Raw genomic sequence first — 23,689 nt, 5'->3', positions numbered from 1 at the left:
ACGATACTATCTCGGCAACTAGAACAAAGATGTAACATTTGACTACAAGTTGTTAACCGATATCTAGGTTTCCATTTTAGTCTCGAACCGGGATAGACACACATGAAAAATTTTAAACCTAATTTAATAAAGGCCGCGTTAATTTCTAGCGGTTTCGCCTTTGGGATTGCACCAAGTGCATTCGCCCAAGAAGCAACAGCAGATGCAGCGGGTGACGACACAGAAGTGATTCAAGTCACGGGTATTCGTGGCAGCCTTATGCGTGCACAAGCAATTAAAATGGATAACACATCAATTGTTGAAGTGCTCTCTGCTGAAGATATCGGTAAATTGCCTGATACCAGTGTCGCTGAATCATTAGCTCGTTTACCTGGCCTTGCCGGTGAGCGCAGAAATGGCCGTACAAGTGGTTTGTCCGTTCGTGGCTTCAATGAGAACTACGTGGGTACTTCACTAAATGGCCGCGAATTACTAGGAATGGGTGATAACCGCGGGGTAGAATTCGATTTATATCCTACTGAAATCGTATCAAATATTTTGGTTTACAAAACCCCAGAAGCAGGGCTAATCAACCAAGGTATCGGCGGCACCGTTGATTTACAAACGGTTAAGCCTTTAGGCATGGAGCAAAGCATTACGCTTAATGGCTCATTTGAAAAGAATGCTGAAGACTCAGCTAACCCTGATTTTGACAACGAAGGCCATCGCTTATCTTTCAACTATGTTGATTCATTTGCAGACGATACCCTTGGCGTCGCATTAACGCTTGCCACTATGGAATCGCCACGTCAGGAAGAGCAATTTGGTGGTTGGGGATACGCAACAGCAAACCCAGATAACGCTGCGCCTGGTGTTGACGTGCCAGAAGGTACGCTTATTTTGGGTGGCCATGACTCACTTGCACGTTCAGCCATGTTAGAACGTGACTCAATTGCAGCCGTTATTCAGTGGGCACCGTCAGACAAGCTTACCGTACAACTTGACGCCCTTTATATCGATTTTGTCGAAAACGATGTCAAACGCGGACTCGAAGAAGGTGGCCCTGAGTGGGGCGGTGTAGATTACACTATTACTAAAGTAGAAGACGGATTAGTAACTGAAGGTTACCACGACGGGTTTTATTCGGTCGTGCGAAACGATGCCAAAGAACAAAATGCTGAACTGACGACCTTAGGCTTAAACGTAGCCTATGAGCTAGATGAAAACTGGACGGTGTCAGCGGATTTGTCCAGCGGTAAAGTTGATAAAACGATCACTGACATAGAAAGCTACTCAGGTGTTGGCCGCGCCGGCGTTGATGGGCGTCCGATTTCACCGCGCTCGTGGACAATGACATCAACCGGTGCTGTTTATGGCGATCACCCCACATTGCCGGGTGTTGATTTAACCGATCCAAGTTTGATTAGCCTAGCAGGGCCACAAGCATGGGGCGCTCCGATCATTGGTTCAGATGCCCAAGATGGCTTCGTGAATAAGCCGGTATTTGAAGAGAAACTCGACAGTGTTCGTTTCGAAGTTGACGGATACGTAGAGTGGGGGATTTTCACTAACCTCAATGTGGGGATCAACTACTCTGATCGCTCTAAGTCTAAAATAAATAACGGTGCATACCTAACCGCACCTGAATACCCGGGCCAAGGTCCTATCCCAGACCCGGTAGGCGCAATCAATCTTGATTTCATTGGTATTAACGGCGTACTTGGCTACGACAGTTTAGGTCTGTTTAACAGTGGTTATTACACAGCTACGGATGCAGGACTTGTGCAAAATGATCGCTTAGGGGATACCTATGAAGTTGAAGAACAACTGACGACCATTTTTGCCAAACTGGATATTAATACCGAGCTAGGCGACGTGTTTATCAAGGGTAATATTGGCTTACAAGTGGTTAATGCCGATCAGTCATCCACTGGGTTTAGCACGACAAGTGATGTGGATGGAATGACGGTCGCTGTGCCTGTTACAGGCGGGGCCGACTACACAGATGTACTACCCACGTTGAATTTAAGCGCTGAAATTTACGAAGGTCAGTTCATTCGTACGGCATTATCTAAAGTCATTAGTCGTCCTCGTATGGATGATATGCGCCCGAACACGCAAGCTACTTTTGCCTTTAACGATAACCAAATTGCCAACCCTGATCCTGCGAATGGTCCTTGGGGCGGTAGTTCAGGTAACCCAGAACTCAAGCCATTAGAAGCTGATCAGTTTGATTTGTCTTACGAGAACTATTTTGCAGACGACGGATATTTTGCTGTGTCGTTCTTCTTTAAAGACATTAAAAACTGGCACCGTGACACCAGTGTACTAGCTGATTTCTCTGACGTGTATATTCCAACATTACACCAAGCGTCTGATGGTTCCGCACCGGTAACCTTCTTGGGTGGCGTGTCATCAGTACTGGATGGTTTTGAAGGATTTGTACGTGGTTACGAGTTTCAGGCAAGCTTTCCGTTTAGCATGATCCACGACAATTTAGAGGGCTTTGGTATGTATGCTAGCGCCACCTTTATGGATGGTAAGTTAGACCCGGCTCCTGGTCAGACTGAAACCCGTATTCCTGGTTTATCTGAAGAGTCATACAGCCTGACCGCTTATTATGAAATGAACGGGTTTGAAATTCGCATCTCTGGTACTAAACGTGACCCATTCTTAACGGAGCAGCGCGGTTTAAGCTTGTCGTTAGTTGATGCAACCGATCAAGGTGGCGAACTTTGGGATGCGCAGATTGGCTATGACTTTAGTGAGTCAGGTATTGAATCTTTGTACGGCTTACGCGTTACACTTCAAGCGCAAAACCTAACAGATGAGGATACCGTGCAGGCTGCGCCAAACGATGGACGTCAAATAACGCGTTATCAATCATTTGGTGCTAACTACTTGCTCGGGTTTAATTACTCTTTCTAATCTGAGTTGTAAGGGTATTACGTAGGCTAACGCTACATTAGGTTAACCTAGTAGCACAGGAGTCACTCACCTGTGCATAGACTAAAGCACGATGTGCTGTGCTTTCAATTTCAAACCCCATCTGGTTATATACAAATTAGATGGGGTTTTTCTGTTTAAAGTGATGTGATGAACACAGCAATTAAAAATGTAGTCATTGTAGGAGGAGGCACCGCCGGTTGGTTAACTGCTGCGTTACTTCAAAAGGTCGTTGGTGCATCCATCAATATAACCTTGGTGGAATCCGAGGCTATCGGCACTGTTGGGGTAGGTGAAGCAACTATTCCTCCCATTCGGCTGGTGAACCAAGTATTGGGTATTAACGAGGCAGAATTTTTAAGGGAAACAAAAGCCACAATTAAACTGGCGATTAAATTCGAAAATTGGCGCAGACCTAACGAAAGCTATTTTCATACCTTTGGGTCGCCCGGTAAAAGCATGGCATTTTGCCATTTTCACCACTTTGTTAATCGCGCTAAAGCATTTGGTGCGAAGGCGAGCATTTGGGATTACGACCTAAATTACCTGTGCGCCACGCAAGGCAAGTTCGCTCATATTAAAGCACAAGATACGGTATTAGATTTACCCTATGCCTATCATTTTGATGCGACGTTATACGCTCAGTTTCTACGCCGCTATTGTACCAAGCTCGGTGTAACTCGAATTGAAGGTATGATTGAGTCTGTTCAGCAGCATCCCTCAGGGAATATTGCTGCAGTGACGTTACAGGATGGGCAGCGCATAGACGGTGATCTGTTCATTGATTGCTCAGGGTTTCGAGGATTGCTCATTCAACAAACATTGGGGGTGGGCTACGATGATTGGACCCACTTATTACCCTGTAACAGAGCCGTCGCGGTACCCTCGGAGCGTTTTGAAACCACAGTACCTTATACTCGTGCTATTGCACACACCGCTGGCTGGCAATGGCGCATTCCCTTGCAACACCGAAATGGCAATGGCTTGGTGTATTGCAGTAGTCATATGAGTGATGATGAAGCAACGCATACGCTATTAAACAACCTTGATTCAGCGCCATTGGGCGATCCTAAGGTCATCCATTTCACCACGGGTCGCAGGCGCAAACAGTGGTACAAAAATGTGGTTGCAGTAGGCCTAGCGAGTGGATTTTTAGAGCCACTAGAGTCCACCAGTATTCATTTGATTCAATCTGCCATTGTGCGTTTAATTCATTTATTCCCCCACGCAGGTATAGACAGCGCAGCGGTGGATGAATACAACCAACAATCAGAGTTAGAGTATCTTCAAATACGCGATTTTTTAGTGTTGCACTATCACTTAACCGAGCGTGACGACAGTCAGTTTTGGCGCAATATGCAACAGATGGATATACCCGCCTCGCTACGCCATAAAATGACGTTATTTAAGCAAAACGGTAAGTTATTCAGAGAACAAAACGATTTATTTTTAGAAAGTTCTTGGCTACAGGTGATGACCGGTCAAGGTATCGAGCCTGAAGACTATCACCCCATCGCCAATACACTATCTGAACAACAATTGATGAATATGCTTGAGCAAATGCGCAGTGTTAAGCACGAACCTTTGGCTAATTTGCCTAGCCACGATGCGTTTTTATCGCATTATTGCCAGGCGAAGTGAAGCATGTCTCAACCGTTTAATATCGTTATTCTCGGTGGCGGCACAGCAGGATGGATGGCCGCTAATTTGTTTGCTCATAAATGGGCTGATAGATTAGCGAATAACCAACTGACAGTCACTTTGGTGGAATCACCCGATATCGGTATAGTGGGTGTGGGGGAAGGGTCTACTCCTACCTTGAAACGCTTTTTCAGTATGCTAGGCATTGCTGATGCAGATTGGATGCGCCAATGTAACGCCACATACAAGATGAATATTGCCTTTAAAGGCTTCAGCCCTGCCTCAGGAATCGACTGTTATAGCCATCCCTTTGTTTCACAAATTGATACCTTTACCCAAAGAGCGTTTTTGGTTAACGCCAGAACGCGGCGATTGGGGCTTGATACCCACACAGAGCCAGCGGATTTTTTACTAAACGGCGTGTTGGCAAAGCAAAATAAAGGGCCGCAAACCCCTGCTAATTTCCCTTTTCGTATGGAATACGGTTACCACTTTGACTCCCATCTGTTAGGGGTGTTTCTACAACAGCATGCGATAAGCCTGGGTACTGAGCATATTCAAGCCAATGTAGACCAGGTAAAGCAGCACGAAAATGGTGATATTGCCGCTTTGTGTTGTAAAGATGGTCGAGAACTTAAAGGCGATTTGTTTGTAGATTGCAGCGGGTTTTCTAGCGTACTTATGCAAAAAACCTTAGGGGTTAAATTTAACTGCTACCAAGAAAACCTATTTAATGATTCCGCTGTGGTTGTGCCAACACCTATAGGCAAGCATATTCCGGTAGAAACGACATCTACTGCGTTATCAGCAGGGTGGTGCTGGAAAATACCCCTGACTAACCGTTTTGGTAATGGTTATGTTTACAGCTCAGACTTTATCAGCGCTAATCACGCTGAGCGTGAATTGAAGCAACACTTACAGCTGGGCGAAGACATTGAATGTCGCCACTTATCCATGCAGGTCGGGTCGCTTGCCAAGCAATGGCAAAACAATTGTTTAGGCATTGGTTTATCAGCGGGTTTTATTGAGCCTCTAGAAGCCACAGCTTTGCACCTCGCGCAGATATCTGTTGAGCAGTTCATACTAGAGTTTGAAGAGGGCGGTTTTACCAATCGCTTGCAGGGGCAATACAATACTAAAATGCACCACAGAACTGAGCGGACACGGGACTATATCGTCGCTCACTACAAGCTCAATACACGAAATGACAGTGAGTATTGGCGCGCAAACCGCAATAATATGCATTTGTCAGAGTCACTGTTACAAATATTAGATGTTTGGTACAAGCGCGGGGATTTAGAAGCGGAAATCAACCGACAAAACCTATCAAGCCACTTCAACGCCGTATCATGGAATTGCTTGTTATCTGGTTATGGTGCGTTTCCGCCGCTGGCCGCAAAACAACCGGGCACAGGGGATCTATACAAAGAACAGAATATTGAATCTTTTCTTCAGGGTTGCGCGTTGAATTTCAGTAATCACGCTGAGAACCTACGTTAAGATAGTACGTTAAGATAGTACGTTAAGGTAATACGTTAAAATAATTCACCCACTTCCTATCATTATAAAATGCCATCTCGTTTTTATGATTCATTCGTAAAAGCGGTTTGCTTCCCGATTGCATTGTTAACAGTTTGTTTCGTTTATTAGGCTTTGTCGCTGTTATTTTGCATGAGTATGCACCTGTCAGTACGAGATGTCGCGATAATGGAACTGTGGAGGTTGATTATTAAACTCCTGTAATTGTGGTCTTAAAGTTTGCTAAATGCAGTGATGATGCTGCTAAGGTGCTTTTAAATTTCGTCAAGAGCTATATCTTAATTTGTGTTTGTTAATAATTTGTTGAATACGTATGCAGTGCGTTGTTTTGGCTGTTAACTAGGCGTTAACATCTTCAGCTGGAAACAACAAGACGCACTTCGTTTCAAAATATAACGCTTATCTTGAGTTGAAAATTAACCTAGAAAGTGTGAAGCGAACGTTCGTCATACGTAATGGGACACACGCATGAAAAGGTTCAAACCGAATTTAATTACCGCTGCGTTACTGGCAAGTTGCTCAACCCTAATAGCGGGGGGAGCATTCGCACAGCAATCAATAGAAGAAGTCACTAAAACGAGTACCGAACAAACACAAAGAGCTGATAAACCGGTTGAAAATGAGCAAGGGGAAAATGCCCAAGGACTAGAACGCATTGAAGTCAGGGGGTTTGCAACCAGTCTCATACAATCCCTGAATCAAAAACGCTTTAGTGACACCGTATCAGAGCAGATCTCTGCCGATGATTTAGGTGGTTTGCCTGATGTGTCTATGGCGGATGCGCTAACACGTCTTCCAGGTATTTCAGCCGTTAGAACCGGCGGTCAAGCTGCGGAGATAAACATCCGCGGTATGTCTGGCGATTTTGTGTTCTCAACGCTCAATGGCCGGGAGCAAGTATCTACAAGCGGGTCGCGCTCTATCGAGTTTGATCAGTACCCATCAGAATTAATTTCTTCAGCTGCAGTCTATAAATCACCCAAGGCATCGCTTATCGAAGGCGGCGTTGCAGGTAGCGTCGAGCTACAAACGGCAAGTCCTCTTAGCAACGATAAGCAACACACGTTTAATGTAAACGCACGAGGTATGTTCAACGACCGAGCAGGAGAAGTCTCTGACGCAGAAGAGTTTGGTCATCGCTTGAGTTTGTCTTATCAAGGTAAATATCTCGACGATACGCTCGGTGTTGCACTGGGTTATGCACGGCTGTTTCAGCCTAGTGTGTCTACCCAGTTTGTGGGGCTTGCGTACAACGCGACAAAAGATGTAAATAACGACGGGGATGACGAATTTTTAAGTGAGGGGTTTGAGCTACAACACAAAGGCGGCGAAGAAACACGCGACGGCTATATGGCGGCCATTGAATGGACCCCAGTTGACACATTTACCTTAACAGCAGATGCCTTCTTGTCTAAATTTGATTCCGAAGAATTCGCTCGCGGTTTTCGGGTGAAACTTGGTGGTGCTTCAGCGGCAGTGGCTAACCCCATCTTGAATGATAACGCGGTGATCGGCGGCACCTTCAACCGCACTTCACAAAGTTTTACGCGTGTGGAGTTGGTTAATGATGATAATCAAGATTACGATCAAGTATCCAGTTTCGGTATTAATGCTGATTGGCAAGCAACCGATAATCTAACCCTAGCGTTTGACGTGTCACAGTCGATTGCCAAAAGTGACTTTAGAAACGGCTTGTTATGGGCGCTCGTAGGGGAAGATGCCAACGCCGATTTGCCTGTGTTTGACAGTGATATTTCCATTAGTTACTTACTGCATAGTCTAGATTTACCTGATGTAGGTTTCAGTCAAGCTGAAGCATTCACCGATCTTGACCGTGTTATGGTCACAAAATACGGCATTTACCCCTATGAAAACGAGGATGAGTTAAACGCGTATCGTTTTGACATGACCTACGAGTTTGATGACAACGCCTTTTTATCGTCAATAGAATTTGGCGCGCGTTACTCAGATCGTGAATACAGTAATGATCGCTCGGTGTTTGAATATGGCAGTGATTCTAGCTTTTCAGCCAGTCAGCCTCCACTTCGCTTAACCGATGACATGGTAGAAGTCGTGGATTGGGAAGGTGATTTCAGCTATTTGCCTAGTTACCTTTCAATTGACTTAAATTCTGCACTCAATGCGTGGTTCCCAGCAGGTATACCTCAGCCAGTGAAGACCTGGGGCACGGGCAGCCCAGGTGTCATAAACGGGCCAGGTGAAGGGCCAAACACCAGTTGGACCATGCTTGAAAGTGGCAAGGTGTTTGAAAAGGTACAAGCAGCGTACATTATGGCCAATATAGATACAGAGCTGTTTGGTGTACCTGTTACTGGTAATGTGGGTGTGCGTATGGTTGATACTGAACAGTCATCCACCGTACTGCAAGATGTGTCAGCGGACATCATTGACCCAGAAACGGGTGAAGTCATTGATACCCGAGGCAACCCAGAAAATGGTGCCCAGTACATTACCGATGATGCCGGCTTGGTAAATGACTTTTATCGACCAGCCTTATTAACAGATAAATATCGTGATTATCTGCCGTCAATTAACCTGAATTTCAAATTAACAGACAGCGACCAACTGCGATTTGCTGCGGCTAAGGTGCTCGGCCGCGCACCAATAAATCGGCTATTTGCCAACGCCACCTTGCGAGTAGAAGACGTGCAAGCGTTTCGCGACCAAGACACTGGGGAGATTGTTCTGTCAAAACCGACAGCAATCATTTCTGGTAGCGCAACCAACAGCCCTTATCTTCGTCCGTTTTATGCTGATCAATACGATATTTCCTATGAGAAGTATTTTGAAGATACCGACGGTGCGTTCATTGCGGCACTTTTTTACAAAGACATTAAGTCCTTCATTAACACCTTCAAAGAAGATCCCTTCGACTTTACAGGCAATGGCTTCACCATTCCCACTGAAATAACGGTGCTCGTTACTGACGAAGAAGGTGAGCCATTATTTAATGACGATGGTTCGCGTTTGTCTGTGCAGGTGCCCACTGAAAACGGCGGTTATGAAACTGCGGTGAACAATGATAAAGGGGGTTACATTCGCGGAGCTGAGCTGTCGTATACGCAGATATATTCATTCCTTCCTGATTTATGGTCAGGCTTGGGCATGAGCGCCAGTTATTCCTACACCGAAAGTGAAATACAAACGCAAACTACGCTAGGCGGTGCCTCTGTCGAGCAAACCTTGCCAGGCCTATCTGAAAACGTCGTCGCGGCAACTTTATTTTGGGAATACGAAGACTTTGAAACACGGCTTAGTGTGCGTTGGCGTGATGCATTTGTATCGAAGCAAGTGGCCGTAAATGAGCAAGTGGTTAATTTCGACTCAGAAACAGTGATTGACTACCAAGCGTCATACAACATTAACGAGAACCTCGGCATGTTGTTTCAAGTGAATAATCTCACCGATGAACCCACCAAAAGTTACTTTGGCAGTGAGGCCCAAACAGGGACCATTCAATACTTTGGGCGCCAGATATTTCTTGGTGTGACGTACTCACTCTAGTCGTTAACGCATTTTTATACACTGGCATAAACCTGCACGGTGTTTGATAACATTTTTATGGAGTATAAACGTATGTTTACTCGCACAAATAGCCTGCCATTAATGGCAATTTCAATCAGTTTGTTTAGCCTCTCAGGTTGTGGCGGTTCAGGCTCTGAGCCCGGAACAACCTTACTCACGTGTAGTGTGCCCAATGTACCCGATGCCTCAGGTACAAGTTGCGTTGCACCTGAACCTATCAGCTGCGCGCCGCCTACTGTGCCTGATGCCCTAAATGAGTCTTGTGTGGTCGGTGCCGACCCTAGCGCACCTGCACCTATGGCAAGCGCCGCGATGGACGAAGCAGTACTGTACTTTAATTTAGCCGAGAAAGGGGCCGACAATAGCCCAAATGACGAGACATACACTAGGTATCGATTGCATACGTGGAACAACGACACATGCGACGCTTACGCTGATGCCGATACCGATTGGGCAAATGGCCGAGAGCACACAGGTATCGATCCTAACTATGGTGCTTACTGGGTTGTTGATTTAAAGCCCGGATATGCGGGCACACCTGGGGCTTGTGGTAACTTTATTATTCATATAGGGACCGATGATGCAGGCAAGGAACTTGGCGGTGGCGATTTTAAGATGCCTTTGTCGCAAGACGATCCTGATTTCGCCAGAATGAATTTCACCTTTACGGGTGTCGCGTCTATTTTTGAATTCCCGATTGTGTCTTTAGGGCCGCAACCGGTGAAGATTGATGGCGCTTCGGCCCACTGGATAGATAGTAATACCTTGCTGTGGGATATTGATCCCACGACTGTGAGCCAAGTGAAGCTACATTATTCACCTACGGCTGACCTTACCGTTGATGTAGACACGGGCCTAAATGGCACGGCCTTTGAGCTTGAGGAAATAGAACTGACCGATGAGCAAAAAGCACGTGTACCGCATTTGGCCGATATGCTGGCCTTTGAGGGAGATTGGAGCATTGATGAGGCGAAAGAGGTGCTTAAAACCCAAGCGGTTTTAGCCTCATATGATGCACAAGGCGAACTTAACGGTGCGACGCAGATTCAATTGGCGAACGGGATTGATGCACTTTATACCTCTGGCGAAAATGACGCTGACGAAGCCACGTTGGGGCCTGTGTACACAGATGCAGGTATTCAGGTTAACGTATGGGCGCCCACTGCACAGGCTGTGAGCTTGAAACTGTTTAACGAGGCAAAAATCGAAACAGCCAGCTATCCCATGGTGCTTGATGCCAACAGCGGTGTTTGGCGCTACGAAGGGGGCGACGAACTAGACCGTCAGTTGTATCGCTTCGAAATAACAGCGTATCACCCGGTCAGCATGGCGCTTGAAACCATGCTGACCACCGACCCATATTCATTAAGCTTGTCAACCAATAGCCGATTTTCACAGTTCGTGAATTTAAATGATGATGATTTAAAACCTGAGGGCTGGGAAACGCATGTTATTCCGACTGTTACCAACCCAGAAGACGCCGTTATCTATGAAGGACATATTCGTGATTTTAGTGTACGGGATGAAAGCACCAGCGCAGAAAATCGCGGTAAATACCTGGCGTTCACCGAACAGGGCAGTGTACCGAATCAGCATTTGGCTAAGTTAGTTGAAAATGGCTTAACGCATTTTCATGTATTGCCAGCAAATGATATGGCTACCGTCAATGAGGACGAAAGCCAAAGTGTTGATTTAACCAGTACAGTGGGGGATTTATGTCGACTAAATCGCCAAGCTCAAGTGTGCGACGAGCAAAACGCTGATGCCACGTTGCAATCCGTATTTGACAGTTACGATGCTATTGCTGAGCCGCAAAAAGCCCAAGCATTAACGGAACAAATGCGCAGTGATGACAGATTCAACTGGGGATATGATCCTTATCATTTTAACGTACCTGAAGGTAGTTATGCATCTAATGCTGACGGGGTAACGCGTATAAAAGAAATGCGCGCTATGAACCAGTCGTTACATGAAATGGGCCTGCGCGTAGCGCTTGATGTGGTGTACAACCATACCAACGCCTCAGGCCTAAACGGCAAGTCAGTGCTGGATAAAGTCGTGCCTGGTTATTATCACAGATATGACACGCTTACTGGTGGAATCGTGCGTGAAACCTGCTGTGACGATACCGAACCACGTAATCGCATGATGGAAAAGTTCATGCAAGATTCTTTGGTCATGTGGGCCACGCAGTATAAGTTTGACTCGTTCCGCTTTGACATAATGAGCCAAGCTACTAAAGACACCATGCTGCGCTTAGAAGCAGCTGTTAAAGCCGTTGATGAAGATAATTACTTGTATGGTGAAGGTTGGATAAAAGAAGACAGAGGTTACGAGCAAGCCACGCAAATTAACATGGCAGGTACGCAAATCGGCACCTACAACGACCGCATTCGCGAAGCGGTGCGTCAAGGGCAAATATTCAGCCGCGAGCCAAGTGATAGCGCATTAGCTGCCCAAGACAAAGTCAAAATGAGCCTTGCTGGCACCCTGACTGACTACATCTTAGAAGACTACAAAGGCACAGCGTCTCAAACGAGTAACATAGGGGGGTATGCGTTGGACCCGGCTGACATCATTAATTATGTATCTAAGCATGATAATGAAACCTTGTGGGATCAACTGCAGTACACATTACCTAGCGACATGACACTCGCTGAGCGTGTTCGAGCGCAGAATATCGCCGCGACGATTCCATTGATCTCGCAAGGTATTCCGTTCTTTCAATTAGGCGGTGACTTCTTGCGCTCAAAATCTATGGATCGCAACACCTATGATGCAGGTGATTGGTTCAATTACGTCGATTTCACGATGAACAGCAATAACTGGCTGGTGGGATTACCGTTAGCGCAAGATAACGAAAGCCGCTGGGCTGAAATGGCTAACTTTATCTATAGTCCTGAGCGCGCTGCTAGCATGACAGAAATAGAGTTCGCCTCAAATGTATTCAATGAACTGCTTAAAATACGCAGTTCATCACCTTTATTTCGCTTAACTAGCGCCGAAGACATTATCGACCGCATTGGCTTTCACAATATCGGATCACGACAAACCCAAGGGCTGATAGTGATGAGCATAGACGATGGCGTGGGTAGCAGTGATGCACAAGGTGAAGGTGACGAAAACCCAAGAGCCGATCTCGACCCAATGCTTGATGCTCTTGTCGTTGTAGTAAATAGCAGTAACGAGGAGCAAACCCATGGCATACCCACAGCACAAGGCTTCGAATTACATTCGGTGCTGATGAACTCAGTTGATAGCCAAGTGCGCGGGGCGCATTTCGCTCAAGGGGAAGGTGATAACGAAGGTAAAGGGTTGTTCACCGTACCTGCACTGACAACGGCCGTTTTTGTTAAGCCGCAAATGGGTGCACAAGGTACAGGTTTATCTGCTTACGCCACCTCTGGCGCGCCTGATGTGGTGCCCTTTGGCAGCACGTCGGTATTCGTGCGCGGTGCAATGAATGATTGGGGCGAAGCAGATGAAATGACCTATCAAGGTGACGGTGTATATTCTGCTGTTATCAGTGTCGAGCCGGGTGATTATGAGTTTAAAGTCGCCTCAGCTGACTGGTCTACGGTAGATTTTGGAGCAAGTAGCACCCAAGAGTCTGTCACACTGGGTAGTGATAAAACCTTAGTGGTTAGCGGTGCGAACTTGCAGTTATCGCTTAGCCAAGCGCGGGTTCTTAAGTTTACCCTAGATGCCAGTGATAAAGCTGCGCCAGTGTTAACGGTTGATAATGAAGAGCCGTTCTTTGGCACTACCGTGTTTGTTCGCGGGTCGCTTAATGGGTGGGGGGAAGATGACCCGATGGATTACACCATTGGTGGCCAGTATAGCCGTACGATTGACGTGACGGCTGGGAGTTATGAGTTCAAAGTCGCCTCGGCTGATTGGTCAACAGTGGACTTTGGTTCAGCGGATGCTGACGTCAATGTCACAGTTGGTCAGAGTAAAGCCCTTGCAGCAGGTGGTTCGAATATGACAGTCACCTTTGCTGATGATGGTCAATACACCTTCGTATTCGATGCCAGTGACAAAGCGGCCCCGACGCTGAGCATATTCGATGCCCAGATGTTTGGTGAAAACACGGTATTTATTCGCGGTGCAATGAACGGGTGGGGAGAAGTCGATGGGCTGGTTTTCAATGCAGATGGCAGTTATTCGGTGGATATTGCTATTGACGCGGGTAGCTATGAATTCAAGATTGCCACCGGGGATTGGTCAACTGTGGATCTCGGCGGCGTAGGGGAGGATACCCAAGTTACAATCGGCGATGCGAAGCAGTTAACATACGCAGGGGCAAACTTGATGATTGATATACCCACTAGCGCTACGTATCGCTTTACAGTAACAGGCCCTGATCCATCGGCCCCGAAAGTAACCGTCACGCAGTTATAGTAAAGTTGAGTTTTGCGCTTAAGGCTTAAGCGCGGCTCACTGTATTGTGAGCCGCGCCCCTTGCATCATGCTCTATGCACACATCGTATAGAGTGCACAGCGTGTGAAGTGCATAGCGTGTGGCATAGCTGATGACGGCAAGCCTCTTGCGAAACATAACTAAACAAAACGCGATATAGACTATCGCGTTTTTTGTTTTTATAGATTTGAACTATTGGTTTTCGCTATGCGTGCTATTGATATAGCGCGGTTCTCATATTTTCTTATTTCATCGATATGGCGCTGAAATTGCAGCATCTTTTGTACATGTTGTAACACCTAGTATTAACAACAATTTATACATAGAACCTTTGATCGAAGGAGTGAAAAACGATGATAGTGACTAGTTTTGAGTACGAGAAATGGCAACAGGAATACGCAAATAGAGCCAGCGGCACCACTCGACAAGCCGGGAGTGCTAATGAGCAAAATCCTTCCTCCAGTGGGCAAGCCTTTGCCGCTCAATTAGCTGTTCAACAATCGTCACAACAGGACAGTATTACCGATTCAAAAAATGCCGCTGACACCAAACAAAGCGCACAAGAAAATGATCAAGCCAAGCCTTCTTTCGGTGAAGAGGCTTTTGAATATTTATTAGCGAACAGGTTAGGTGTGGATAAGCGCACGCTAGACGAACTGAAGGCAGAGCTTGAAGCACTAGAGGCCGAGCGTGACAGCCTGATTGAAAAAGAAACATTAAACGAGGCACAACAGCAGAGACTTGAAGTCATCAATGAGCGTATTGATGCGCTTTCGCAATTGATGCAAGATTTAGTTGAGCAGGCAAGTGAGCGAGCGGCCGAGAAAGAAGCGCAACAGGCGTTGTTATCAGGTGCTGCTATCGATAGTAAAGATACTCAGCGACCATTTGGGGTTTGACAATAAACCGCTGAAGAATATAAGCACCTTGCGTTGACGTGCAGCGAGCGCGCACAACGCTTGGAAAACGGAATGATTTAAAAGGCGAGACTAAATACCGTACATAGCATCAACCAAGGGGCCGACTTTTACATCGCTGACAATACTCTGACCTGATAGAAAGCTTTCAATAGCGCTTTTATCTTCTTCAGTGGCGTTGCCATAGCGATCAGCAGAGGTCACGAAGCCTTCTAGGGTTTCGCTCTCATCGTTAAGTGTTATATAAAGGTGCTGCTCGATTACAACATCAGCAAAGGTGTTAAAAAACGACTCGTATTCTTGTTCTGACGCCTCAGCAAGATTGCAGCTAAACTCAAAGCCGAGAATGGCCCACTCGTCTAAGTGGAGCTTTTTACGAATGCGTCTGTTTCTGCTGGTTTTTTCTGACATGGTATACCTATAAAGTGGGAAAAAATGAATGACGTCAACGCTACCTCACAGGTGCTAAACGCGTGGTAAACAGCTCGATACGTCGTTAACGCGCGCATACTAACAGCTTTTAATGGCTTATATAGAAAGAAACACATAAACAAAGCACTCAACGAAGAAAAATCCATCTCGAAAGAAAAACACCAGTGCACAACGGATGGGGTATAATGTGCCAATTGAAGCGTTTAGCTTATTGATTACATACTGACTCAGGCGTTTGAGCATGATATTTGAGTGCGACGACTGAAAATCAAAAAAGTAGATAGATAAAACATGAATAGAAAGAAAAAACTCACCCAGATACATAAGAAACGAGTGAAAGCGGTTGCGGCTAAAAATAGCGGCAAGAAGAAATCGGGCTATGTATCAAAAGCGGAGCGGGCTAAGCTTGAAGCTGCTGCAGAAGCAGAGCATTCAACGCAAGCACCAGAGCAAAACCAAAATCAAAACCAAGACCAAAATTGAGAGCAAGCTCAAGAGAATAGCCAAGCCCTAGTTGGCGCGAAATAGCTTTTTTAATGAATTGGAGCTTACTCTAGGAGCTTACTCTAGGAGCTTACTCTGTGAGCGTCGCTTTGAAATACTGCTTAGTATGAGGCAATTAGTATGGGGGCAAAAAGCCCCTGAGCGACTAGAGCGAATCAACCTTGGTGCGCGGTTTATCATGAATTACTCCGTCATTAAGTAGTCCATCATGAATTGCTGATACCGCTTTATCCGCTGAATGTAACGCACCTTCTAAATAGCCTGCATCTTGCTCGGCAAATTCGCTACCGGCCAAATACAAACCAAGCGCTGTCAGCTCATCTTCTAGCCCGTGATGATTAAATTCAGGGTGTTTAGAGGGCTCATTGATATCTTGCTCAGTGGTGCAAAAAGGATCAATTGCCCAATCTTTAACATAACAATCTGTCACGTTATAGGCATCTTCACCATAGAAGAACGCAAGCTGATCTAGGCAAGCTTGTTTTAACTGGTTTGCGCTTAGTTGATTACGTTGGCCTGGGGGAATTCCAATAAAGCCAAATAGCCCATAACTGCTATTTTCCCCGGCGCTTGCATCGTGCATTTCTATCATGGGGCCGACTTGGCTAAATGCCTGACCTGAAAGACCTTTGTCACGCCAAAATGGGTAAGGATAGGTTGCCACAAATTTAGCCTGGGCGGCCATCCAGGTTTGTACCTCTGTTAAGCGCTGATTTAACAAAGGAGAACCCCAAGTCCTCGAGGCCAGATCGCGCTCGATTACCCGCGGGGGCAACGCAAGCACTAGATGCTGTGCGCTGTAGTTGAAACGGCTAAGTTCGGCTTGATATTTGTAGGGAGATGATTGGCTTTTAACCCTATTTTGCGTTTGGTGGTGCCCGCAGATAGTCCAGGTTCCAGTTGTTTTATCGCGCCTGATATTACTCACACAGTGGTCGAGTTTAATTTGGCATTGTGATTCTGGGTTATCTAATTCTTTGCTGATCGAATTGACCAACTGATACATGCCGCCTGATAGGCGAAACAATTGCATCGCACCCGCACCAGCAATTTGCCTAGGCTGTGCAGCGTTTGGGGCTTGAAAAAGTACATCACCCGCAGCGTATTGCTCGAACAATTTAAGCCCTAATTCCTTTACCAAAGCTTGAATTTTGTATTGGTGAGGGAAAATCCACGTCGGGCCCATATCATGGCTATGATCAAATTGACTAGCAAACTCACTAGGCTCTTGCTCAATATTGCTGGCAGAAACAGAATCTATTCGCCCGCCAAGATGGTCTTTAGCTTCAAGCAATATACAAGGGATGTTTAAAGCCTTAAGCCTGTTGGCTGTATGCAAACCTGCTAAACCGCCACCGATGATTATCACATTTGTGTGTTGCACGCTGATTTCCCTTTTTACTAAATCGCTATACTATAACGCTTATAAATCACTATATCTATTGATAGGTAGATTTAAATGCTGTCAGGCTGCCTATGAATGGGTTACGTTCATTTAAGTTATAAAAAGGAACTTGTTAGCGAGTTAATGACAACGTGAAGCTGCTATTACCCCAAATTAGAATGAGATGCGAATTGCCCTTAATTTCAATAAATTCAGTGGCTAAGCAAAATGTTCTCAATGTCATGCTCAACGAACCTGTGGCATCATAAAGAGCGCATGCCAATTTTAGGCAACCCTAAAAAAACGGAGCAAGAACAAACATGGAAAAAGAATACATTTCAGGGATGGGTAAGACGTCAGTGATACCTGAGGAAATAAAAGGCTGGAACTGGGGGGCATTTTTACTTAATTGGATATGGGGAATCGGTAATAGTACGTTTATTGCACTGTTGATGTTTGTTCCTATTGTTAATGTCGTGATGATGTTTGTTTTAGGCGCTAAGGGAAACCAGTGGGCATGGCAAAATCGTACTTGGCGTGATGTTGCGCATTTTAAATCGACCCAAAGGAAATGGCGTAATGCCGGTCTAATTCTTATTTTTGTGATATGCCCCGCAATGCTTATGTCTATGCTCAGCATGATGAAAGGTGATGCATACGAATTATCCGTTGAGGCCGTTAAAGCACATCCGCAAGTGATATCGATGGTAGGGGAAAACCCTGAACCTGGATTTTTTGTCTTAGGAGAAATAACCTATTCAGGGGAAGGCGGCAAGGCGAATTTGAACTACTCAATCACAGGCGATAAGTCCACAGCTGAGGTGTATGTGTACGCAACTGACTTAGCAGGGCAATGGTTGCTACAAGAGGTTGTTGTGATGAATAGGGAACAGGGCGAACTGGTTTATGTGGTATCGCCCTCGGGGTAAAAACAGCTGACAAAGGCTGTACTTTAATGAGCTTAAATTGAGGTGTATTCACAAAGTGGAACTATCTTTTTCGTCTGGTTTTCAGTAGGCTAGCGGCCGCTTTAATCGAGGTAAGGCCTCTTTACTTTTTACATCGGGTTTTTCACATTGCATACACTCAATCAGCTTAAAAGTGGCCAGCTTGCTGGCGTAACAAAACTTACCTTATCTGAAAATCTCACGGAATTTCCCTTAGCGATTTTAACCCTAGCCGATACTTTAGAGGTGCTTGATTTATCGAACAATAAATTAAGCTCCTTACCTCAAGAGCTCGCCGCGCTTAAAAAGCTACGCATCATCTTTGCCTCAAATAACGCGTTTGAAGTCTTGCCTGAAGTATTAGGTGTTTGTGAAAACCTTGAAATGGTTGGCTTTAAAGCTAACAAGATTAAACAGGTACCTGAGAGTGCATTGCCTGCAAAGTTGCGCTGGTTGATCTTAACGGACAATCAAATAGAGACGCTTCCTAAGGCCTTAGGCGAACGCCCCCTAATGCAAAAACTGGCGTTAGCAGGCAATAAATTGACAACCTTGCCTGACAATATGAGCCAGCTGCACAACTTAGAGTTATTGCGCATATCGGCGAACAATTTAACCCATTGTCCAGATCAACTGTTGGATTTACCCAAACTCGCTTGGTTTGCATTTGCAGGTAATCCATTTTCAGCAGCTGATTTGCATATTGAAAATGTACCCCATGTTTCATCTTCAAGTTACACCTTGCACGAAGTGCTTGGTCAGGGGGCCTCTGGGGTAATTTCAAAAGCAACATGGACTGAACAATCTGACTTCCCTCAAGAGGTTGCTGTTAAGGTATTCAAGGGACAGGTAACAAGCGACGGTTACCCAAAAGACGAACTTCAGGTGTGTTTGAAAGTCGGCCAGCATATTAATTTAGTAAAACCCTTGGCACAGGTCACAGAGCCTAATTGTTTGGCTTTGGTGATGGCGTTAATTCCTCCTCACTATCGTAATCTTGGCTTACCGCCTTCACTGAAAAGTTGTACCCGAGATACCTTCCCTGAAGGCTTTACCTTATCCGCTGAATTAATCGCTAAGATCATAAAACAAATGCAAGGCGTATTTGAGCATTTGCATCAAAACCAAGTGTGTCACGGGGATTTATACGCCCACAACACCTTGTTTGATGATGAAGGAAATATCATTTTCGGCGATTTCGGTGCGGCGAGCATGTATCACATGTTAAACGCGCAACAACAAGAGAAAATCAAACAAATTGAAGCCAGAGCGCTAGCGCATTTTATGGATGATATACGCGGTTTAGCGGCTGGCTACAATGAAACTGAGAAAATGAAAAACTGACAAGGTAGGATTCGGTTTAGTCTTTCTTCTCTATGGTTATACTGATGTTTTTCGACGTACCGGCGTACCACTTCTGCACATATATTGAGCCTAAAATAGGCGCTTTGCCTTCTTCAGGGACTTCTTTGTAACGTACGCTGTTTTTGGTTTCTTTTTCTAGCGTGAAGTGAAGTTCTACTGCAGACATTTTCTAACTCTTATTATATGAATGGTCGGTATGATTGCGCATCACAAGATTTAACGCAATGCTATATTTTGAGACTGTCTTTGGTAAATAACTTCGCCCTGCGAATGTTACGCTTAGGCAACAATTGATTAACATTTTAGATTGATGCAATCTGTTTTTTCGACTGCAATATATCTGCGCTAACTCCTATAGTCATTATGCAAAGTGACTAATGTAAGGGACATGAGCATGTTAACTAGAGTAAATAAACATTCAACCAGCGTTTCAACGGATCCATCAACCCGTCTTATAACTGCAGTATCTTTGGCGATAGCCTCAATCTGTATCAGCCAGAGCGCATTAGCCGATGGTATGCCAAAGACCAACTCATTTTGGTGGCCAGAGCAGCTGAACTTGCAGCCGCTTAGGCAGAATGATGCGAAATCGAATCCATTGGGCGAGGACTTTAATTACGCAGAGGCATTTAAATCGTTAAATTTGGCGAACGTGAAAAGCGATATTGAATCACTATTAACCTCTTCTCAAGATTGGTGGCCAGCAGATTATGGCCACTACGGACCTTTCTTTGTGCGAATGGCGTGGCACAGTACTGGTACCTATCGCATGTCAGATGGACGTGGGGGCGGGGCAGGTGGTCAGCAGCGATTCGAACCTCTCAATAGTTGGCCTGACAATGTTAGTCTTGATAAGGCTAGGCGTTTGCTGTGGCCAATTAAACAAAAATACGGTCGCAGTTTATCGTGGGCTGATTTGATGGTACTTACTGGAAATGTGGCGATGGAGTCAATGGGCTTTACTATTTATGGCTTTGCCGGTGGGCGAGAAGATGACTTTGAACCAGATTTGGTCTATTGGGGGCCAGAAAAAGAATGGCTGGGGGGGAATGAACGTTATTCCGCAGAGCGAAAATTGGAAGAGCCTCTAGCAGCGGTGCAAATGGGCTTAATTTACGTAAACCCTGAAGGGCCCAATGGTAATCACGACCCTCTTTCAGCTGCTGCCGATATTCGTGACGTATTTGCGCGTATGGCCATGAATGACGAAGAAACGGTGGCTCTCATCGCTGGGGGCCACACCTTTGGCAAAGCCCACGGTGCGCATAAACCAAATGAATGTTTAGATCCCGCGCCAGCTGGCGCAGCAATTGAAGAGCAAGGCTTAGGTTGGAAAAACAATTGCGGAAAAGGCAATGCAGAAGACACAATCTCTAGCGGCCTTGAAGGGGCATGGTCCGTTAGCCCAACTCAATGGACTATGCAGTACCTAGACAATCTATTTGGGTTTGAGTGGGTTAAAACTGAAAGTCCGGCAGGTGCGACTCAGTGGATACCTAAAGATGGCGCTGGGGCGAATTTGGTACCAGATGCACATGTTAAATCGAAACGTCATGCTCCTATTATGTTTACTACCGATTTAGCGCTGAAAGAGGATCCTGAGTACAGAAAAATCGCTGAGCGCTTTCATGCCAATCCGAAAGAATTTGAATTAGCGTTTTCAAAAGCATGGTTTAAATTAACTCATAGAGATATGGGCCCGCGAGCGCGTTACGTAGGCGGTGAAGCTCCAACGGATGACTTTCTATGGCAAGATCCTATTCCTACCGTGGACTATTCACTAATTGATAAAAGTGACATCAAACAACTTAAGAAGAAATTACTTGATGGCAACATTACGCCTGCTCAATTAGTCAAGACGGCTTGGGCGGCTGCAGCTAGTTTCAGAGCGACGGATATGCGGGGCGGTGTCAACGGCGCTCGTATTCAACTCACTCCACAAAAAGACTGGGAGGTTAATAACCCCGAGGAATTGAACAAGGTTTTAACGTACTTTAACAAGGTGAAAAAAGACTTCAACGACAGGCAAAGCGGTAACAAACAAGTATCGTTAGCGGATTTAATTGTACTTGGCGGTGCTGCGGCTATTGAACAAGCCGCTAGTAAAAATGATTTCGAGATTGAGGTGCCCTTTATACCGGGGCGCAGCGATGCAACCCAGGCTCAAACAGAAGTGGCAGCTTTCGCGGTACTAGAGCCAAAAGCGGATGGGTTTAGAAATTACTACGCTCAAGGCAATACGTTATCACCGGTTGAGATGTTGGTGGATAAGGCGAATACCTTGGATTTATCCGTTCCCGAAATGAGTGTGTTAGTGGCAGGTTTGAGGGTTATCAATACTAATGTTGATGGTAGCGACCTGGGAGTATTAACGGATAAACCAGGCGCATTGAGTAATGATTTTTTCGTAAATCTTTTAGACATGTCGACCCGCTGGCGTAAAGCCGAAGACAAAAATGACCTGTATATAGGATACGAAAGAAAGACCGACCAACAAAAGTGGCGAGCTACTTCAGTTGACTTGATATTTGGCTCTAACTCAGAGCTAAGAGCGGTTGCTGAAGTATATGCTTCTGATGATGCTCACCAGCAATTTGTGGAAGACTTCGTTAAAGCATGGACCAAAGTCATGACCTTGGATCGTTTTGATTTACAGTAAAAGGACTTAAGCCCGACATAGGCCGAAAAACAGGCCAGATACCCGATGTTAGGGGGTATCTGGCCTTTTCCGTTTAGGTACAATGGAAGTATTAGAGTTAACTTCTAGACGGAAAGGTCCCTTGCAGCGCTATACATGCAGTCAACACTTGGTAAGGCTGCATATTGTCAATGGTGGCACTTCCTGCAGGGCCAATAGAGGTGGTTGAGGTGAGTGCATCGTCAGCCATTGAGACGTTGGGTACCTCATTGTTATATACTCGATCGCTACCGTCATCTGCTAATACAGCCATATCTGGTGAGGCCAGTCGCCCACGGGCGCTAGAAGCATGCAAAGTGGAGACAGTTGATGCTACATGAGTGTGAGCTGGCAGATTTTCTGTGGTCAGCGTGATGCTTTCAGAGCCATTTTTTTGGCCAAGATTATTGTTATTCGATATCCCTATAGGTGTTCTACCTCGGTAATCAGGTAACCCAAATGACGTTCTACCATCGCCGCCGTAGGCAGTGCCAAGCAGTGAAAAGAGTGCTTGATTTTGGTTTATTGGCAAAATTTGCCCACTGGCCTGAGCCCACCCTCGAGGACAAAAGTTAAAGCCAACATATTGGATTTCGCCTAGCATAGGATCAGCGTTTGCCTGACTCTTGCTTGACCACAACGTCGTCGTAAGAGCCATCAAGGTTATTAGACTAACGGCGGCGAATCGTTCTGTACTTGCATGTATGTAGCAGTTCATTGTTTATCCTTAGCTTCTGCTTGGGTACACGCCGACTAAGGCGATGCAATAACGCATTGCGATATTGGGCTGTGCTCTGTTAATCGGGAAGGGTGAGTTACTTCCTGCGGCATCTAATTGCGTCACGGATACCACTGCTTGCTCGCTTAGCTGTACATCTGGGGTTTCAGCGTTGTAAATTCGGTCGCGGCCATCATCCGCAAAATGCACTCCATCAGGTGATGGTGAATTGCCATCAGCAGTGGAAACATTGACTAACGTTTCGGTACTGGCACTGTGACTATGGCTTGGTAGCGTATTTAAGGTGAATGTACCTGCTCCCCCAGTTTGTCCCTGTGTCGCTTGACCAATACCAGGGCCGTTGCCAGTGTGCTTTGCCACTCGACTCTGCAAGTTAGGTAGCCCCATAGTTGTTCGCCCATCTCCACCATATATGGTACCGATAAGTGAAAAAAGGGCGGTGTTTTGTGCGATTGGCAACAGCTGGCCGTTCGTCTCTGCCCAGCCGCGGGGGCAAAAGTTGTAGGGAAATTGACGAATTTCAGCAACAAAGGGTTCATTCGCCATTACGTTGCTTGCAACACTCATATTAATCGCCACCGCAGTGGTTAACCCAAGTGATACCTTGTATATATTTTGTTTAATTGTCATTTTACAGTCCTTTTTTGGCG

General features: G+C 45.7%; 15 protein-coding genes. 10 read left to right on the top strand and 5 right to left on the bottom strand.

All coding sequences use genetic code 11. From position 1 onward, the window contains the following. The first annotated feature begins 102 nt into the window (after positions 1 to 102). The 6 genes from GCHA_RS19320 to GCHA_RS19295 all read left to right on the top strand — a co-directional run bounded on the left by GCHA_RS19320 (position 103) and on the right by GCHA_RS19295 (position 14,973). The gene (locus GCHA_RS19320; protein WP_007991349.1) at positions 103 to 2,907 is read left to right on the top strand and encodes a TonB-dependent receptor; all 2,805 of its coding nucleotides are present in this window, start codon (positions 103 to 105) and stop codon (positions 2,905 to 2,907) included. Positions 2,908 to 3,075: 168 nt separating this feature from the next. Next, on the top strand, positions 3,076 to 4,566 hold the full coding sequence (locus GCHA_RS19315) for a tryptophan halogenase family protein (RefSeq protein WP_007991347.1): 1,491 nt from the start codon (positions 3,076 to 3,078) through the stop codon (positions 4,564 to 4,566). Between the two features lie 3 nt (positions 4,567 to 4,569). Beyond that, positions 4,570 to 6,066 (top strand): tryptophan halogenase family protein, encoded by a 1,497-nt coding sequence (locus tag GCHA_RS19310; protein WP_007991346.1) that lies wholly within the window; start codon positions 4,570 to 4,572, stop codon positions 6,064 to 6,066. A gap of 507 nt (positions 6,067 to 6,573) precedes the next feature. Next, entirely contained in the window at positions 6,574 to 9,630 is a 3,057-nt protein-coding gene (locus GCHA_RS19305) for a TonB-dependent receptor (protein WP_007991343.1), read from the top strand. A gap of 72 nt (positions 9,631 to 9,702) precedes the next feature. Further along, positions 9,703 to 14,055 carry an alpha-1,6-glucosidase domain-containing protein gene (locus GCHA_RS19300; protein ID WP_007991341.1) on the top strand — a complete coding sequence of 1,451 codons (4,353 nt, stop codon included), beginning with the start codon at positions 9,703 to 9,705 and terminating at the stop codon, positions 14,053 to 14,055. Positions 14,056 to 14,427: 372 nt separating this feature from the next. Next, a complete protein-coding gene (locus GCHA_RS19295; protein WP_007991338.1) occupies positions 14,428 to 14,973 on the top strand; it encodes a hypothetical protein in 546 nt (181 codons plus the stop codon). A gap of 90 nt (positions 14,974 to 15,063) precedes the next feature. On the opposite strand, the gene GCHA_RS19290 is transcribed toward GCHA_RS19295, so the two are convergent. After that, positions 15,064 to 15,402, bottom strand: coding sequence for a YggL 50S ribosome-binding family protein (locus GCHA_RS19290; RefSeq protein WP_007991336.1), 339 nt, complete (start codon positions 15,400 to 15,402; stop codon positions 15,064 to 15,066). Positions 15,403 to 15,714: 312 nt separating this feature from the next. Here GCHA_RS19290 and GCHA_RS19285 point away from each other — a divergent pair, with 312 nt between their 5' ends. Continuing rightward, positions 15,715 to 15,906: a DUF2986 domain-containing protein gene (locus tag GCHA_RS19285; protein ID WP_039992852.1), complete on the top strand. Its 192-nt coding sequence runs from the start codon at positions 15,715 to 15,717 to the stop codon at positions 15,904 to 15,906. 166 nt (positions 15,907 to 16,072) lie between these two features. Here the strand turns inward: GCHA_RS19285 and GCHA_RS19280 are convergent, their stop codons facing one another. Beyond that, positions 16,073 to 17,311, bottom strand: a complete 1,239-nt coding sequence (locus tag GCHA_RS19280; protein ID WP_007991331.1) for a flavin monoamine oxidase family protein — start codon at positions 17,309 to 17,311, stop codon at positions 16,073 to 16,075. A 320-nt stretch (positions 17,312 to 17,631) separates the two neighbouring features. On the opposite strand from GCHA_RS19280, the gene GCHA_RS19275 reads away from it, so the two are divergent. Together GCHA_RS19275 and GCHA_RS19270 are read left to right on the top strand one after the other, a co-directional pair. Continuing rightward, positions 17,632 to 18,240 (top strand): cytochrome c oxidase assembly factor Coa1 family protein, encoded by a 609-nt coding sequence (locus tag GCHA_RS19275; protein WP_007991327.1) that lies wholly within the window; start codon positions 17,632 to 17,634, stop codon positions 18,238 to 18,240. 147 nt (positions 18,241 to 18,387) lie between these two features. Next, positions 18,388 to 19,602 carry a leucine-rich repeat-containing protein kinase family protein gene (locus GCHA_RS19270; RefSeq protein ID WP_007991326.1) on the top strand — a complete coding sequence of 405 codons (1,215 nt, stop codon included), beginning with the start codon at positions 18,388 to 18,390 and terminating at the stop codon, positions 19,600 to 19,602. A gap of 16 nt (positions 19,603 to 19,618) precedes the next feature. Here GCHA_RS19270 and GCHA_RS23085 read toward each other — a convergent pair whose 3' ends face one another. Next, entirely contained in the window at positions 19,619 to 19,789 is a 171-nt protein-coding gene (locus GCHA_RS23085) for a hypothetical protein (protein ID WP_007991324.1), read from the bottom strand. Between the two features lie 228 nt (positions 19,790 to 20,017). On the opposite strand from GCHA_RS23085, the gene katG reads away from it, so the two are divergent. After that, positions 20,018 to 22,282, top strand: coding sequence for a catalase/peroxidase HPI (gene katG, locus GCHA_RS19265; RefSeq protein WP_007991322.1), 2,265 nt, complete (start codon positions 20,018 to 20,020; stop codon positions 22,280 to 22,282). A 97-nt stretch (positions 22,283 to 22,379) separates the two neighbouring features. Here katG and GCHA_RS19260 read toward each other — a convergent pair whose 3' ends face one another. Beyond that, positions 22,380 to 23,018: a phage tail protein gene (locus GCHA_RS19260; RefSeq protein ID WP_007991320.1), complete on the bottom strand. Its 639-nt coding sequence runs from the start codon at positions 23,016 to 23,018 to the stop codon at positions 22,380 to 22,382. Positions 23,019 to 23,027: 9 nt separating this feature from the next. Beyond that, a complete protein-coding gene (locus tag GCHA_RS19255) occupies positions 23,028 to 23,669 on the bottom strand; it encodes a phage tail protein (RefSeq protein WP_007991317.1) in 642 nt (213 codons plus the stop codon). Positions 23,670 to 23,689: the final 20 nt, after the last annotated feature.

Source organism: Paraglaciecola chathamensis S18K6, from assembly GCA_000314955.1.
Taxonomy (GTDB): domain Bacteria; phylum Pseudomonadota; class Gammaproteobacteria; order Enterobacterales; family Alteromonadaceae; genus Paraglaciecola; species Paraglaciecola chathamensis.
Note: the sequence above shows the minus strand (reverse complement) of the source record. Positions and strands in the feature narration are given on the sequence as shown.